Below are 15,732 nucleotides of genomic sequence, written 5' to 3'. Positions count from 1 at the left end.
AAGCTTGTACTACACTTATATGAAGAAATCGATGGATTAAGAACCGAAAAAAATGGCCATGAGGATCAGCAATCCTTCACAGCCATTTCCCTATCATCTTTTTAAGCGGACATTCCTTCTTTTAACTTCCCTGAATAAGTAAAAATATTTCACTTCCGCCAGTCTCGTTTGGGCGATTACTTCCTCAGATGGATCAACGCTTTTTTCAAGTAATGATTTTTGATTATGCCAATTCCATTTCAAATGTTCAAGCTCTTCAATCAATGAATCATTGAATTCATTCCGAAGTTTCTTTTTTTTACGAAAGAACAAGTGAAGTCCTCCCAGCTATCTTATATTTCTCTTCTTCCTTCTATTGCTTTTGATAGCGTCACTTCATCCGCATACTCCAAATCTCCGCCAACAGGAAGTCCGTGGGCAATTCGGGTCACTTTGATGCCTGATGGTCTAAGCAGCCGCGAAATATACATGGCTGTCGCTTCACCTTCAATGTTAGGATTAGTAGCCAAAATTACCTCCAGCACTGTTTCATCTTGCAGGCGCTTTAATAAATCAGGAATATTTATATCTTCCGGACCGATTCCGTCCATCGGGGAAATACTGCCATGCAGGACATGGTATAAACCATTGAACTCTCTCATCTTTTCCATAGCTATTACATCTTTCGGGTCCTGAACCACACAAATCAAACTTCTGTCCCTCTTTTGATCCTCGCAGATATAACAGGGATCTTGATCTGTAATATGACCACAGACTGAGCAATACATAAGATTCCGCTTAGCATTTACAAGTGCTTTTGCAAAATCCAAAACAGTATCTTCCTTCATGCCTAGTACATGAAAGGCTAATCGAGCAGCCGTTTTAGGACCAATCCCCGGCAATTTCATAAAACTGTCAATGAGCTTGGAAATTGGTTCTGGATAATGCATCGAATTCCTCCTAAAAATTTCAAAAGAAACCCCCTAAAAGGAAGTTTCTTTTGAACTTGCTTAAAACATACCCGGAAGGTTCATTCCCTTAGTGAATTGTCCCATCGTTTGGTTTGTCAGTTCTTCCGCCTTTTTCAAAGCATCATTAGTCGCAGCCAGCACTAAATCCTGAAGCATATCGATATCATCCGGATCGACAACTTCCGGTTTGATGACTACATCGACTATTTCTTTATGTCCAGTCACGATGACCGTCACCATTCCGCCGCCAGCAGTTCCTTCGACCTTTTTTTCACCTAATTCTTCTTGTGCCTCTGCCATCTTCTTTTGCATCTTTTGCATTTGTTTCATCATGTTCTGCATATTACCGCCGCGCATACCCATTCTTCTTACCTCCAATTATTCTTTAATTTCAAGTAAATCATCGCCGACTAATTTTCTAGCCTCTGCTATAAAGGGGTCTTCTTCTTTTGATTCCGTTTCTTCTGGACCGTCGAACTGCTGTGTCGATATGAAATCCTCCCGCAACCTTTGCCACTGGCTCTCCGGAACTCCAGCTATCTCCATTCGGCGTCCGGTCAATTGCTGCATGATCGAGGCTATTACTTCCACGAAACGGTTATTTTCCATTGCCATTTGACAATGAATATCATATTTGAATTTTACCACAAAAGCTTCAGTAGACGCAGCAACAGGTTCTGCCTCCGTCAATAAAGCTGCCAATGACTTTTGGTTTTGCTGACCTAACTGTTCAAGCACTTCCCCCCACTTACTTTTCACAGCATTAAGATTTGGCTTCGTAGCTTGTTTCAATACTTGATTGATCTTTCCAGCAGGAGCTTTATACGCCTTTTTAACGGCCCTTTGCGCCTTAGCCTGCTCTGCAGGTTTTTCCGTCATGGCCGCCGGAATGCCGTTTTTCTGCATTTCGAGTAATTTCTTCTCTAAATCTTCTATTTTCTGCTGCAACTGTTGGAGCTGCCCGTTATCACTTTGATTTGGCCTTTGCTCATTACATAACTTCACAAGAGCCACTTCAAGGAAAATCCTTGGATGATTTGTCCATTTCATATCCTGCTGTGTTTGATTGAAGCTTTCAATGATGGAGTAAATCGATTCAGAAGAGATTACTTCTGCCAATTCCTTAAATTGGGGATCAATCAAAACACGCTCGAAGGATTCCGCCAGTGCCGGTGCCGTTTGATACAAAAGCATGTCACGGAAATAATAAATCATGTCTTCTATGAACCTAGCCGGATCTTTCCCCATGGCCAGCAATTGTTCAAGGACTTCAAGCGCCACCGCTACTTCTTTATCATATATAGCTTTTGCCAGCCGGCTTAAAAATGCCTGTGACACAGAACCGGTGACAGTCAATGCATCTTCCACAGAAACCGTCTCCGAACTGAAGGATATCGCTTGATCAAGAAGGCTTAGTGCATCTCGCATCCCGCCTTCGGCTGCCCTCGCAATGATATGCAGGGCCTGTTCATCACAGGAAACACCTGTTTCTGCAATGATTTGTGACATCCTGCCAACTATATCTTGAGGCTGGATCCTTTTAAAATCAAACCTTTGGCAACGGGAAATGATTGTTAGTGGAATCTTATGAGGTTCAGTCGTCGCCAATATAAAAATCACGTGCTTCGGAGGCTCTTCCAATGTCTTTAAAAGCGCATTGAAAGCCCCTTGTGAAAGCATATGTACCTCATCAATGATGTAAACTTTATATGTAACCGCGTTAGGTGCATATTTGACCTTGTCACGAATGTCACGGATTTCCTCGACACCATTATTGGATGCTGCATCAATTTCTATAACATCTGATATGGAGCCATCGGTGATTCCGCGGCAGGTAGCACATTCGTTACAGGGCTCACTTGTCGGGGCATGCTCACAATTCACTGCTTTTGCTAGAATTTTGGCAGCACTTGTTTTCCCTGTTCCACGTGGACCGGAAAATAAATAGGCATGCGAAACCTTCTGCCCGACCAAGGCATTCTGCAACGTTTTCGTTACATGTTCCTGCCCGACTACATCAATGAATTGTTGTGGCCGCCATACCCGGTATAATGCTTGATACCCCACGGAAATCCCTCCTTCTTTTCTCCATCTTGTTTATTATACATTACTGATTTCCTTTATTTCAAAGTCTAAAAAGAAATTTCATCATTGCCTCATTTTTTTCAAAAATGCCAAGCACTTCACCTTCTTGGCATAAAAAAAAACCCACCCGATACGAATGAGTTTTTTGTTTATGTAAAATAACTGCCGTGCACCTTCTGTCGATTAGCAACCATAAGCGTTACTTAAGCAGTTAGCTCGACCCAGGCAACCCTGCGGCACATGAGAACTTCCACTTAATGCTGCTTCCTTCCGGACCTGACATGGTTCATAGAGTCCCATTGCGCAGGACCCGGGCGTCAACACCACTTACTTAAGGCAGGCCCTACAGAATGCTAACCTCGAGAAGGGATTCAACCTCGCTAGAGCGGATTGCGAGTACAGGGCACCGCTACCTCCCCGTCTAGCACGGCAAAAGTAATACCAAATTCATAGCGTCACGTCGACGCATAATTCATTATACTAAGGTAACAAAAAAAACGCAAGTGTTGTTCATGAACAGTTTGATTCCAAATTTATCAAACGAAGCAAACCTTTTTTCAACATTCGTTTTCCCCTATTCATTTTCTTCGGCAATCTTGAGTGCTTGCTCTCTTTTCAAAGTTTTCTTTCTATCCCTAAGCTCTTTAAAAAAAGAAGTCAATATCCAGCCGCACTCTTCCCCTAATACACCGCTTGTTACATCACATTGATGGTTAAAGCGTTCATCACGAAGTAAATCCATGAATGTCCCTGCACACCCAGCCTTAGGATCATGCGCTCCAAAAACAACCCTTTTTACCCTTGATTGCAAGATGGCCCCTGCACACATGGGACAAGGTTCCAGCGTTACATATAATGTCGCATTTTCAAGGCGCCAACTGCCAAGTTCCTTGCAAGCCTCATTGATCGCAAGTAGCTCCGCATGTGCCGTCGCATTCTGTTCAGTTTCCCTCAGGTTATGCCCTGTCGAAATAACTTGATCATCTATTACGATTAAAGCGCCAATCGGCACTTCATTCAACATCTGCGCCTTTTTTGCTTCCTTTAAGGCTAAATTCATGTAATAAACATCATCCTTCATAAAAAAACCCCCTCATATTAAGTAGGAGTAAACAGACAAATATAAGACAAAAATAAAGGTCATACTACTTATTCTAAAGAATAGTAACGCATGAGGCATACGTGCTGCAAGTAAATTCTCACAATACAGGAGGATATACCATGAATCGACCTGACTCACCTTCTTTTGCTTTGCTTATCATTGATATGATCAATGATTTTGATTTCAAATACGGAAATATGCTCCTTGAACATACGAAACTTATCGTCGACCCGATTTTGAAAATAAAAAAGCAAATGAAAGTAAAAGGTTTTCCAATCATTTATATAAACGACCATTATGATTTATGGCAAGCTGACTTCGATAAAATTATTAGTAGATGTAAAAATGAAGGAAATGCCTCATTAATCGAAAGGATAAAACCTCAACCGGACGAATTTTTTCTCATCAAGCCGAAACATTCCGCATTTTATGGGACGGCACTCAATACACTACTTAAACGATTAAACGTGGAAACCCTGATCATTACTGGCATAGCTGGCAACATCTGCGTGCTATTCACAGCCAATGATGCCTATATGCGGGAATATAAATTATGGATTCCGAAGGATTGCATCGCTTCTGCATCAAAGGAAGATAATCATTACGCATTAAAGATGATGAACCATGTTCTCAAGGCATCCATTAAAGAAGGTGAAGACTTTTAAGCATTCAATCGAAAAGGCACTAACCTACATACCACCCCCAATGAACACTCTTTCATTCTCTTTCTTTATCAACCTGACAAAAATGTCACTAAAGTCCCAAGTCTGTGATACAATATCTCTTGGCGAAAAACCTAATAACCGGGAATTTCAGCTTGATACCTCATGAAGGAGGACAGATTGGATGAAATCCACCCCATTTATCACCGTCGAAGGTCCAATCGGCGTGGGAAAAACATCACTTGCAAAAGTTATCGCAGATCATTTTCAAATTTCATTATTGAAGGAAATTGTAGATGAGAATCCATTTCTCGGGAAATTCTATAAAGATATTGATGAGTGGAGCTTTCAAACAGAAATGTTTTTTCTGTGTAACCGGTATAAACAATTGGAAGATATCGAAAAAAAGTATCTTACTAATAAACAAGCCGTGGTGGCTGATTACCATATATTCAAGAACTTGATATTTGCTGAACGAACGTTAAAGAACGGACAATACAATAAATACCTTGAAATATTCAATATTTTAACACGGGATATGCCTAAACCTAATATGGTGATTTATTTAAATGCAAGTCTTGATACTCTTATCTCCCGAATCGGTAAAAGAGGTCGTGAATTCGAAAAAAATATATCCTCCATTTATTTAGAGCAGTTATCCGCGGATTATCGAACATTCATGGAAGCATTTGAGAAACAGCACCCCGACATACCTGTTCTTACATTCAACGGAGATGAGCTGGATTTTGTCGGGAACAAGGATGATTTGAAAACGATAATCAGCAAAATAGAGAATGCCCTGCACAAAGGAGTAAAGTCAAATGAACTTACGAAAGAAATATAATATTCCAAACAACGCTGTCATTACGATAGCAGGGACGGTTGGCGTAGGAAAATCGACCATGACCAATGCTTTAGCCAATGCCCTTCAATTCAGGACATCCTTTGAAAAGGTTGATACGAACCCCTATCTGGATAAGTTTTACGATGATTTTAATCGTTGGAGTTTCCACCTGCAAATCTATTTCCTCGCTGAACGTTTTAAAGAGCAAAAAAAAATCTTCGAATATGGCGGCGGTTTTATCCAAGACCGTTCCATTTATGAAGACACCGGGATATTTGCAAAAATGCATTATGAAAAAGGCACGATGAATGATGTGGACTACGAAACTTATACAAGCCTTTTCAACGCCATGGTAATGACGCCATACTTCCCGCACCCTGATTTACTTATCTATCTCGAAGGCTCACTGGATGATATCCTCTACCGGATCCAAGAGCGTGGCCGTCCAATGGAACAGCATACCCCAATTGAATATTGGCAGGAAATGCACGGCCGTTACGAAGAATGGATCGATCAATTCAACGCCTGCCCTGTCCTTCGGTTAAATATAAACGAATACGACCTTATGCAGGATGAAGCAAGCATCGAACCTCTTATAAAAAGGATTGCCGAATATATGGAGCAAACCAAGTTATTGCGAAATGTGTAAAACAAAAAAACCACCGGTTATCCGGTGGTTTTTTAATATATTAGAAAACAAAAAATCCGTTACATATCTGTAACGGATTTTATCGATATCCAATTTATGCGCTGTGGTTATTAATAAGTTATGGAGGAGGTAGAGGGATTCGAACCCCCGCGGGATTTGACTCCCCTGTCGGTTTTCAAGACCGATCCCTTCAGCCGGACTTGGGTATACCTCCGTATCAACATTTATTATATTACATGGAATTAAAATTAAAGTCAAGCCCTCTATAAAGTTTTTTTAAAATAATTTCAAACTTTGATAAAAAGGAGAATCAGCCTCTTTAATCAGAAGCTGATTCCTTTTAACTTACGGTTTAATGACTTCCACACCGCGCATATATGGACGTAATACTTCAGGAATGATAACACTGCCATCTTCCTGCTGATAATTTTCCAAAAGGGCAGCGACTGTACGGCCGATTGCCAGACCTGATCCATTAAGAGTATGGACGTGTTCCGGTTTGCCTTTTGCATCACGTCTGAAGCGGATATTGGCCCGTCTAGCCTGGAATGCTTCAAAGTTACTGCAAGAAGAAATTTCTCGGTACGTTCCATAACTCGGAATCCAAACCTCGATATCATACTTTTTAGCAGCAGTGAATCCAAGATCTCCCGTACACATGCTCAGCACCCGGTATGGAAGGCCTAGCAATTGAAGGACCTTTTCGGCATGCCCAGTGAGGTTCTCCAACTCTGCATAAGAATCTTCCGGCTTCACGAACTTCACTAGTTCAACTTTATTGAACTGGTGCTGACGAATTAACCCGCGGGTATCACGACCAGCAGACCCTGCCTCTGAACGGAATGAAGCGCTGTATGCCGCATAGCTTATCGGCAGATCGTCCGTGCTCATGATTTCATCACGATGGAAGTTTGTCACCGGGACCTCAGCTGTAGGAATTAAGAAGTAATCATCACTTTCGATACGGAAAGCATCCTCTTCGAATTTTGGCAATTGACCTGTGCCAGTCATGCTTGCACGGTTCACCATATATGGCGGCAGCATTTCTTCATATCCGTGTTCCTCAACATGAAGGTCCAACATAAAGCTAATTAAAGCACGCTCTAATCTAGCACCAAGCCCCCTATAAAATACAAATCGGCTTCCGGTCACTTTTGCTGCCCGTTCAAAATCCAGGATGCCTAGATCTCCAGCTACATCCCAGTGTGGTTTCGGTTCAAACTTGAATTCCGGTAACTCTCCCCATTTACGAATTTCGACATTATCGTCTTCCGTCTCACCAACAGGCACACTATCATGCGGAATATTCGGAATGGAAAGAAGTAATGTTTCTAACTGGGCTTCCACTTCACGAAGTTCATCATCGAACCCTTTGATACGGTCACCAACTTCACGCATTTGGGCAATCAACTGATCTGCATCCTTTTTTTCCCGTTTCAATACGGCCACTTGCTGCGAAACTTCATTTCTTTGGCTTTTCAACTTTTCCGTATCGGCAATCAAAGTCCGACGCTTTACATCCAGTTCCTCGAATTTACCTAAATCGGTCAAATCTTCCCCTCTAAATTGCAATACACGCTTCACTTCTTCAAAATTATTTCTTACATATTTCAAATCCAACATTTTCAGTTCCTCCTTAATAATTTGATGATTTATCAAAGAACGCAAAAAACTCCCGTCCCCTGAAGAAGGGACGAGAGTTAACCCGCGTTGCCACCCTAGTTGAAGGCCTATGAAAAACGCCTACCACTTATCTCGATAACGGCTTTTAACCGAAAGTATTTACTGACCCAAAAGGCTTTCCATACTCTGCTCCAGGAGGGATTCACAAAACTCTCACACCGATTTCCACCAGCCATCGGCTCTCTATAGAAAGAAATACTTGTTACTATTTCCTGTCATTGCTTTCTTATATAATCAGATTGTTTTCCATAATGTACTATAATTTTATACATTTCGCAACCGTTTTATACGCGAAACTTAAAACCAGCCTTTAACAGTAGAAGCTACACTGCTCCATACGTCACCAAAGAATCCGCCAACCGCTCGCATTGATAATACGAACCAGTTTGCCTTTTCAACAGATTCAGCAGCTACGACGTTAACCTTAACCGGATCGCCGTTAATGTATCCGTAATCTTCTCCTTTTTTAGGAGTGACTGTGATGTAACCCAGCTTTTCACCTTTTTTGATTGGTGCAGTAAGCTTGCCATCATCATTCAATTTGTTTTTATCGATCACTAAATCTGTTTTATAGTTATCTTTCTCACCATTTTCAACAAGTAGCTCGATTGCTTTTTCAGATTGGATCTTAACGTTTTTTTCCTTGCCTTTTACTACTGAAAGTGTTTCTTTCCCTTTCACCTGGTAATTGGCTGGAAGGACTTTTTCCTTTTTAAAGGTTGCATACGCATAGTTCATGAGCTTAGTGCTATCTGCAAAACGTTCGTTTTTATTAGTGGACTTCATAACCACCGTGATATAGCGCTGACCGTCCCGGATAACCGTCCCTGTATGTCCATAACCGGCAAAGTCGGTAGATCCCGTTTTCAGTCCATCTACGCCTTTATATTCAAATATCAGACCTGGCAACATCCAGTTGAAGTTCGGATATTCCTTTCCATCGCGGAACTTCAATTTAGGAATGCTGGCGATTTTTAACACTTCCGGATAATCGTTGATTAAACGATAAGCAAGAAGGGCAGTATCTTTTGCTGTCATGATATTTTCACTATCTTCATTGCCGGAAGGATATTGTCCTAATAAATCGGAGTTATTCAAACCGCTGGCATTAACGAATTTATGGTGTTTCAAGCCTAATTCCTTTGCTTTTTCATTCATTAACTTAACGAAGCTCTTTTCACTTCCGGAAACCAACTGTGCTAAAGCTACTGTTGCCGCATTTCCGGAATAGACGGCCATAGCTTGATATAGTTCCTTAACTGTATAATCTTCACCTTCCGTTAACCCAACATTCGATAAATTGGGTGCTTTTGAAAGGTCATGTACGTATTTATTTATTTTAACTTTTTGATCCCAACTGATTTTCCCATTTTCAATTGACTCCATAATGATGTACTCGGTCATCATTTTAGACATGGATGCAATTCCTAATACTTTATCGGCATTCTTTTCATATACGATTTGTCCTGTTTCACCATCAATGATGATGGCTGCTTCTGCTTTTAAACCTAAATTATCAGATTCAGCAACAGCTTCCCCCGGTTGATAGGCAAATTGCGACATTACAAGAACAAAAACAAAAGTGAAAATGAGGGTCATCTTGCTGATTTTTTTCAATTTCCAATACCTCCAACTTTTAAGCTAATCTCTATAACAAAGAAGAAACTTTATGTAATTCCCTTGACACCTTGTCTAGTTTATCACAGAAAAAATAAAAAAAATAGACAGAGTAATCGCAGACTCTGTCTATTTTAACAATAAATTTTAATGACAATTATATGTTAAATTCATTACATTGAGTAGTTCGGTGCTTCTTTGGTAATTTGGACATCATGAGGATGGCTCTCCCTTAACCCGGCACCGGTCATTTTAACAAATTGGGAGTTTTCTCTCAACTCTTCCAATGTGGCTGTACCGCAATATCCCATACCTGAACGAATGCCGCCAATCAGTTGGAAAATCGTATCTGAAAGAGGTCCTTTGTATGGAAGGCGACCTTCGATGCCTTCCGGTACGAATTTCTTGTTATCTTCTTGGAAGTAACGATCTTTAGATCCCTTTTCCATAGCAGCAACAGAACCCATACCCCGATACACTTTAAAACGGCGACCTTGGAAAATTTCCGTTTCGCCTGGGCTTTCAGTTACACCTGCAAGCATACTGCCAAGCATTACTGCATGTCCGCCTGCTGCCAGGGCTTTAACAATATCACCAGAGTATTTAATTCCGCCATCAGCGATAATCGTTTTACCATGTTTTCTTGCTTCTGTCGCACAATCGAAGACTGCCGTGATTTGTGGAACACCTACACCAGCTACAACCCTTGTCGTACAGATTGACCCTGGTCCTATTCCCACTTTGACTACATCGGCACCTGCTTCAATCAATGCTTTCGTCCCTTCGGCTGTTGCCACATTACCGGCAATGATCGTCAATTCAGGATATGTCCCGCGGATTTCCTTCACCATTTCAAGGACGCCTTCTGAATGACCATGAGCAGTATCAAGTACAATTGCATCGACATGGGACTTAACTAGCATTTCCACACGCTTCATTGTATCCTTAGTCACTCCGACTGCAGCACCTGCAAGTAATCTTCCTTGCTTATCTTTCGCCGAATTCGGGAACTCAATGACTTTCTCTATATCCTTGATCGTAATAAGTCCTTTAAGGACTCCATTATCGTCTACAAGGGGAAGCTTTTCAATTTTGTACTTTTGAAGGATCTTCTCTGCTTGTTCCAAGTTAGTTCCCACTGGCGCTGTGACCAGATTCTCTACAGTCATGACACTGGAAATCTTCAAGGAAAAATCGGAAATAAATCGCAAATCACGGTTTGTAATGATACCCACAAGTTTTTGATCCTCTATATTGTTGACTACAGGAACACCCGAAATGCGATATTTACCCATTAAATGCTCTGCATCAAATACTTGGTGATCTGGCGTTAAGAAAAATGGATCGGTAATAACACCGCTTTCTGAACGTTTTACTTTATCCACCAGTTCAGCTTGTGCCTCAATAGACATATTTTTATGAATGATACCTAATCCGCCTTGGCGAGCCATGGCAATTGCCATTTCGGCTTCTGTCACGGTATCCATTCCTGCGCTGATGATAGGAAGGTTGAGCTTTAAGTTTTCAGCTAAGTTGACTTGAAGGTTAACATCTTTCGGCAAAACCTCTGATTTCGCTGGAATTAATAGGACATCATCAAAGGTTAAACCTTCTTTTGCAAATTTATTTTCCCACATTATTTTCCCCTCCTGCTTAAAAATATTATTTGTAGGTTATCAATAGGACATACTACTGTCAAGAAGAGAAATAAATGTTTGATTATTCTATTAATTCGGAGGATAGCTGCAATGCCTGAAAACAATGATAATTTCGATAAATATACACCTTTTTTTTCCGCATCTTCCTCTCAACTTTTTTTACAAAAATGTTATACGCATGAAAAAATAGCAGAAGCGGAAATAAAAAGTTACGATAATTGTTATCCATTTATTTACCATCTCGAACATGCTAAAACTTATTATAATCAGGCTGCCATTGCACCACTTTCCATACAACCAATCCTTACATTTTATGGATTCGCCCAATTGTTAAAGGCTTGTCTGCTCACGATCGATCCCAATTATCCGGAATCAACTTCGATGCTTGCCCATGGGGTAACTACGAGAAAAAAGAAAAAACAACAATATGAATTTTTAAAGGACGAAGTGAAAACGCAAAAGAACGGACTTTTCACCTGCATTGCCGAGAAGTTATTTCATATCAAGCATCTGGAGGGTGAAAAATTTTCCATGGGGACGCTGATAAAGGAAATCCCGGATATGCAAAACTTTACATGGTCCATTTCCAAAAAAAATTTCGTCGCCCTGTTACCCTCTTCGAATGGCTTTCAATTACCCTCAGCGATATTGGATAGCTATCAAATGTCCAGCAGTCGGATGGAAGAATTTTTGAAAGCTAAAACGAATCAAGCTTACAGTATTTCAGAAGTGCCTGGGACACTGCATTTAAAAACTGATGGCATTCCTATTCATAATGCTTCTTCCCCAATACGGTATAATTTGGCAGAGGGGCAGTTCATGCTATCACTAAATAAAGATTCGTCAGCTTTTTCATTACCTGAACTTTTAATCCATTATTTGATTTCTTATAACCTTAGCATAATAGCTCGTTATGAGACAGAATGGTGGGCAGAACTGATGAAAACCATGCCCAATGATGATTACCCTTGCATTGTGCAATTTCTTAAAATAAGCCAAGCTAAGGTGCCATTTTTAATATTTGAATGGATTAAGTCCGAGAGGTTCCATTTTTGATCCTTCCAACATCCAATTGGTCAATTGATTTGTCCCGAACGACGAAAAAAGACCAGCCGGATGGCTGATCTTTTTAAATGGCTTGGCGGCGTCCTACTCTCACAGGGGGAAACCCCCAACTACCATCGGCGCTGAAGAGCTTAACTGCCGTGTTCGGAATGGGAACGGGTGTGACCTCTTCGCTATCGCCACCAAACATGTAAGGAACGTTGTTCCTTCAAAACTAGATAATAAGAAGGTATTTCATTTTTTAAAAAGCGTTGGTTAAGTCCTCGATCTATTAGTATCAGTCAGCTCCACATGTCACCATGCTTCCACCTCTGACCTATCAACCTGATCATCTTTCAGGGATCTTACTAGCTTGCGCCATGGGAAATCTCATCTTGAGGGGGGCTTCATGCTTAGATGCTTTCAGCACTTATCCCGTCCGCACGTAGCTACCCAGCTATGCCTTTGGCAAGACAACTGGTACACCAGCGGTGCGTCCATCCCGGTCCTCTCGTACTAAGGACAGCTCCTCTCAAATTTCCTGCGCCCGCGACGGATAGGGACCGAACTGTCTCACGACGTTCTGAACCCAGCTCGCGTACCGCTTTAATGGGCGAACAGCCCAACCCTTGGGACCGACTACAGCCCCAGGATGCGATGAGCCGACATCGAGGTGCCAAACCTCCCCGTCGATGTGGACTCTTGGGGGAGATAAGCCTGTTATCCCCGGGGTAGCTTTTATCCGTTGAGCGATGGCCCTTCCATGCGGAACCACCGGATCACTAAGCCCGACTTTCGTCCCTGCTCGACTTGTAGGTCTCGCAGTCAAGCTCCCTTGTGCCTTTACACTCTACGAATGATTTCCAACCATTCTGAGGGAACCTTTGGGCGCCTCCGTTACTCTTTAGGAGGCGACCGCCCCAGTCAAACTGCCCACCTGACACTGTCTCCCACCCCGATGAGGGGCGCGGGTTAGAATTTCAATACAGCCAGGGTAGTATCCCACCAACGCCTCCACCGAAGCTGGCGCTCCGGCTTCTCAGGCTCCTACCTATCCTGTACAAGCTGTACCAAAATTCAATATCAGGCTGCAGTAAAGCTCCACGGGGTCTTTCCGTCCTGTCGCGGGTAACCTGCATCTTCACAGGTACTATAATTTCACCGAGTCTCTCGTTGAGACAGTGCCCAGATCGTTACACCTTTCGTGCGGGTCGGAACTTACCCGACAAGGAATTTCGCTACCTTAGGACCGTTATAGTTACGGCCGCCGTTTACTGGGGCTTCGGTTCAAAGCTTCGCTTGCGCTAACCTCTCCCCTTAACCTTCCAGCACCGGGCAGGTGTCAGCCCCTATACTTCGCCTTGCGGCTTCGCAGAGACCTGTGTTTTTGCTAAACAGTCGCCTGGGCCTATTCACTGCGGCTTTTCTGGGCTATTCACCCTAAAAAGCACCCCTTCTCCCGAAGTTACGGGGTCATTTTGCCGAGTTCCTTAACGAGAGTTCTCTCGCACACCTTAGGATTCTCTCCTCGCCTACCTGTGTCGGTTTGCGGTACGGGCACCTTACATCTCACTAGAGGCTTTTCTTGGCAGCGTGGAATCAGGAACTTCGGTACTATATTTCCCTCGCCATCACAGCTCCGCCTTAATGGAAACGGGATTTGCCTCGTTTCCGGCCTAACTGCTTGGACGCGCATATCCAACAGCGCGCTTACCCTATCCTTCTGCGTCCCCCCATCGTTCAAACGATGTATAGGTGGTACAGGAATATCAACCTGTTGTCCATCGCCTACGCCTTTCGGCCTCGGCTTAGGTCCCGACTAACCCTGAGCGGACGAGCCTTCCTCAGGAAACCTTAGGCATTCGGTGGAAGGGATTCTCACCCTTCTTTCGCTACTCATACCGGCATTCTCACTTCTAAGCGCTCCACCAGTCCTTCCGGTCTGACTTCAACGCCCTTAGAACGCTCTCCTACCATCGACACCAATGGTGTCAATCCACAGCTTCGGTGATACGTTTAGCCCCGGTACATTTTCGGCGCGGAGTCACTCGACCAGTGAGCTATTACGCACTCTTTAAATGGTGGCTGCTTCTAAGCCAACATCCTGGTTGTCTAAGCAACTCCACATCCTTTTCCACTTAACGTATACTTTGGGACCTTAGCTGGTGGTCTGGGCTGTTTCCCTTTCGACTACGGATCTTATCACTCGCAGTCTGACTCCCAAGAATAAGTATTTGGCATTCGGAGTTTGACTGAATTCGGTAACCCGTTGGGGGCCCCTAGTCCAATCAGTGCTCTACCTCCAATACTCTCATCTTGAGGCTAGCCCTAAAGCTATTTCGGAGAGAACCAGCTATCTCCAGGTTCGATTGGAATTTCTCCGCTACCCACACCTCATCCCCGCACTTTTCAACGTGCGTGGGTTCGGGCCTCCATTCAGTGTTACCTGAACTTCACCCTGGACATGGGTAGATCACCTGGTTTCGGGTCTACGACCTCATACTCATTCGCCCTATTCAGACTCGCTTTCGCTGCGGCTCCGTCTCATCAACTTAACCTCGCATGAAATCGTAACTCGCCGGTTCATTCTACAAAAGGCACGCCATTACCCATTAACGGGCTTTGACTACTTGTAGGCACACGGTTTCAGGATCTATTTCACTCCCCTTCCGGGGTGCTTTTCACCTTTCCCTCACGGTACTGGTTCACTATCGGTCACTAGGGAGTATTTAGCCTTGGGAGATGGTCCTCCCTGCTTCCGACGGGATTTCTCGTGTCCCGCCGTACTCAGGATCCACTCAGGAGGGAACGAAGTTTCAACTACAGGGTTTTTACCTTCTTCGACGGACCTTTCCAGATCACTTCGTTTACCCCGTTCCTTTGTAACTCCATGTTGAGTGTCCTACAACCCCAAGAGGCAAGCCTCTTGGTTTGGGCTAATTCCGTTTCGCTCGCCGCTACTCAGGAAATCGCGTTTGCTTTCTCTTCCTCCGGGTACTTAGATGTTTCAGTTCCCCGGGTCTGCCTTCAGTACCCTATGTATTCAGGTAAAGATACTGTTCCATTACGAACAGTGGGTTTCCCCATTCGGAAATCTCCGGATCAAAGCTTACTTACAGCTCCCCGAAGCATATCGGTGTTAGTCCCGTCCTTCATCGGCTCCTAGTGCCAAGGCATCCACCGTGCGCCCTTTCTAACTTAACCGTTAAAAAAGATCTTACAGATGCTTTGAAAAAAATTAATTGCCTTCTATCTATTATCTAGTTTTCAAGGAACAAGCTGTCCCAATCACAACGTGATTGTTTCATTGGTGGAGCCTAGCGGGATCGAACCGCTGACCTCCTGCGTGCAAGGCAGGCGCTCTCCCAGCTGAGCTAAGGCCCCGTTTTGGGAAATGGAATGGTGGGCCTAAATGGACTCGAACCATCGACCTCACGC

Annotated in this window: 12 protein-coding genes, 3 tRNA genes, 2 rRNA genes, 1 other RNA gene and 1 other annotated feature (1 of these 19 cut by a window edge); of the genes, 4 read left to right on the top strand and 14 right to left on the bottom strand. The window is 43.1% G+C overall.

The features are described 5' to 3' along the window. Positions 1-93 precede the first annotated feature (93 nt). The 6 genes from QNH43_RS00140 to tadA form a co-directional block, all read right to left on the bottom strand. Positions 94-312 (bottom strand): YaaL family protein, encoded by a 219-nt coding sequence (locus QNH43_RS00140; protein ID WP_063236519.1) that lies wholly within the window; start codon positions 310-312, stop codon positions 94-96. A 20-nt stretch (positions 313-332) separates the two neighbouring features. Then, entirely contained in the window at positions 333-929 is a 597-nt protein-coding gene (recR, locus tag QNH43_RS00135) for a recombination mediator RecR (protein WP_076373249.1), read from the bottom strand. Positions 930-989: 60 nt separating this feature from the next. Beyond that, positions 990-1,307 carry a YbaB/EbfC family nucleoid-associated protein gene (locus tag QNH43_RS00130; RefSeq protein ID WP_076373267.1) on the bottom strand — a complete coding sequence of 106 codons (318 nt, stop codon included), beginning with the start codon at positions 1,305-1,307 and terminating at the stop codon, positions 990-992. Between the two features lie 21 nt (positions 1,308-1,328). Continuing rightward, a complete protein-coding gene (gene dnaX, locus QNH43_RS00125; protein ID WP_076373251.1) occupies positions 1,329-3,017 on the bottom strand; it encodes a DNA polymerase III subunit gamma/tau in 1,689 nt (562 codons plus the stop codon). Positions 3,018-3,200: 183 nt separating this feature from the next. Continuing rightward, positions 3,201-3,465, bottom strand: an RNA gene (ffs, locus tag QNH43_RS00120) — signal recognition particle sRNA large type. Between the two features lie 144 nt (positions 3,466-3,609). Then, positions 3,610-4,116, bottom strand: a complete 507-nt coding sequence (gene tadA, locus QNH43_RS00115) for a tRNA adenosine(34) deaminase TadA (protein ID WP_076373253.1) — start codon at positions 4,114-4,116, stop codon at positions 3,610-3,612. 140 nt (positions 4,117-4,256) lie between these two features. On the opposite strand from tadA, the gene QNH43_RS00110 reads away from it, so the two are divergent. From QNH43_RS00110 to QNH43_RS00100, 3 genes are all read left to right on the top strand, one after another. Further along, entirely contained in the window at positions 4,257-4,802 is a 546-nt protein-coding gene (locus QNH43_RS00110; protein ID WP_283916456.1) for a cysteine hydrolase family protein, read from the top strand. 181 nt (positions 4,803-4,983) lie between these two features. Next, positions 4,984-5,643, top strand: a complete 660-nt coding sequence (locus QNH43_RS00105; RefSeq protein ID WP_283916455.1) for a deoxynucleoside kinase — start codon at positions 4,984-4,986, stop codon at positions 5,641-5,643. Then, a complete protein-coding gene (locus QNH43_RS00100) occupies positions 5,621-6,292 on the top strand; it encodes a deoxynucleoside kinase (RefSeq protein ID WP_283916454.1) in 672 nt (223 codons plus the stop codon). Before QNH43_RS00105 ends, QNH43_RS00100 begins: the two co-directional genes overlap by 23 nt. Before the next feature lie 121 nt (positions 6,293-6,413). On the opposite strand, the gene QNH43_RS00095 is transcribed toward QNH43_RS00100, so the two are convergent. From QNH43_RS00095 to guaB, 4 genes are all read right to left on the bottom strand, one after another. Beyond that, positions 6,414-6,506: transfer RNA gene (locus tag QNH43_RS00095), tRNA-Ser, on the bottom strand. A 131-nt stretch (positions 6,507-6,637) separates the two neighbouring features. Continuing rightward, positions 6,638-7,915: a serine--tRNA ligase gene (gene serS / locus QNH43_RS00090; protein WP_283916453.1), complete on the bottom strand. Its 1,278-nt coding sequence runs from the start codon at positions 7,913-7,915 to the stop codon at positions 6,638-6,640. 63 nt (positions 7,916-7,978) lie between these two features. After that, positions 7,979-8,203 (bottom strand) — a binding site (T-box leader). A gap of 69 nt (positions 8,204-8,272) precedes the next feature. Then, a complete protein-coding gene (locus QNH43_RS00085) occupies positions 8,273-9,592 on the bottom strand; it encodes a D-alanyl-D-alanine carboxypeptidase family protein (protein ID WP_260321045.1) in 1,320 nt (439 codons plus the stop codon). Between the two features lie 173 nt (positions 9,593-9,765). Next, on the bottom strand, positions 9,766-11,229 hold the full coding sequence (gene guaB, locus QNH43_RS00080) for an IMP dehydrogenase (RefSeq protein ID WP_063236531.1): 1,464 nt from the start codon (positions 11,227-11,229) through the stop codon (positions 9,766-9,768). 111 nt (positions 11,230-11,340) lie between these two features. Between guaB and QNH43_RS00075 the strand changes: the two genes are divergently transcribed. Next, positions 11,341-12,306: a YaaC family protein gene (locus tag QNH43_RS00075; RefSeq protein ID WP_283916452.1), complete on the top strand. Its 966-nt coding sequence runs from the start codon at positions 11,341-11,343 to the stop codon at positions 12,304-12,306. 80 nt (positions 12,307-12,386) lie between these two features. Here the strand turns inward: QNH43_RS00075 and rrf are convergent. The 4 genes from rrf to QNH43_RS00055 all read right to left on the bottom strand — a co-directional run. Continuing rightward, positions 12,387-12,502, bottom strand: a 5S ribosomal RNA gene (gene rrf / locus QNH43_RS00070). A gap of 64 nt (positions 12,503-12,566) precedes the next feature. Beyond that, positions 12,567-15,498 (bottom strand): 23S ribosomal RNA (locus QNH43_RS00065). Positions 15,499-15,602: 104 nt separating this feature from the next. Then, positions 15,603-15,678, bottom strand: a tRNA-Ala gene (locus QNH43_RS00060). A gap of 16 nt (positions 15,679-15,694) precedes the next feature. Beyond that, positions 15,695-15,732, bottom strand: a tRNA-Ile gene (locus QNH43_RS00055) (it continues 39 nt past the right edge of the window).

The organism is Peribacillus simplex (assembly GCF_030123325.1).
Lineage (GTDB): Bacteria > Bacillota > Bacilli > Bacillales > DSM-1321 > Peribacillus > Peribacillus simplex_D.
This window is presented reverse-complemented; position numbering and strand designations above follow the sequence as displayed.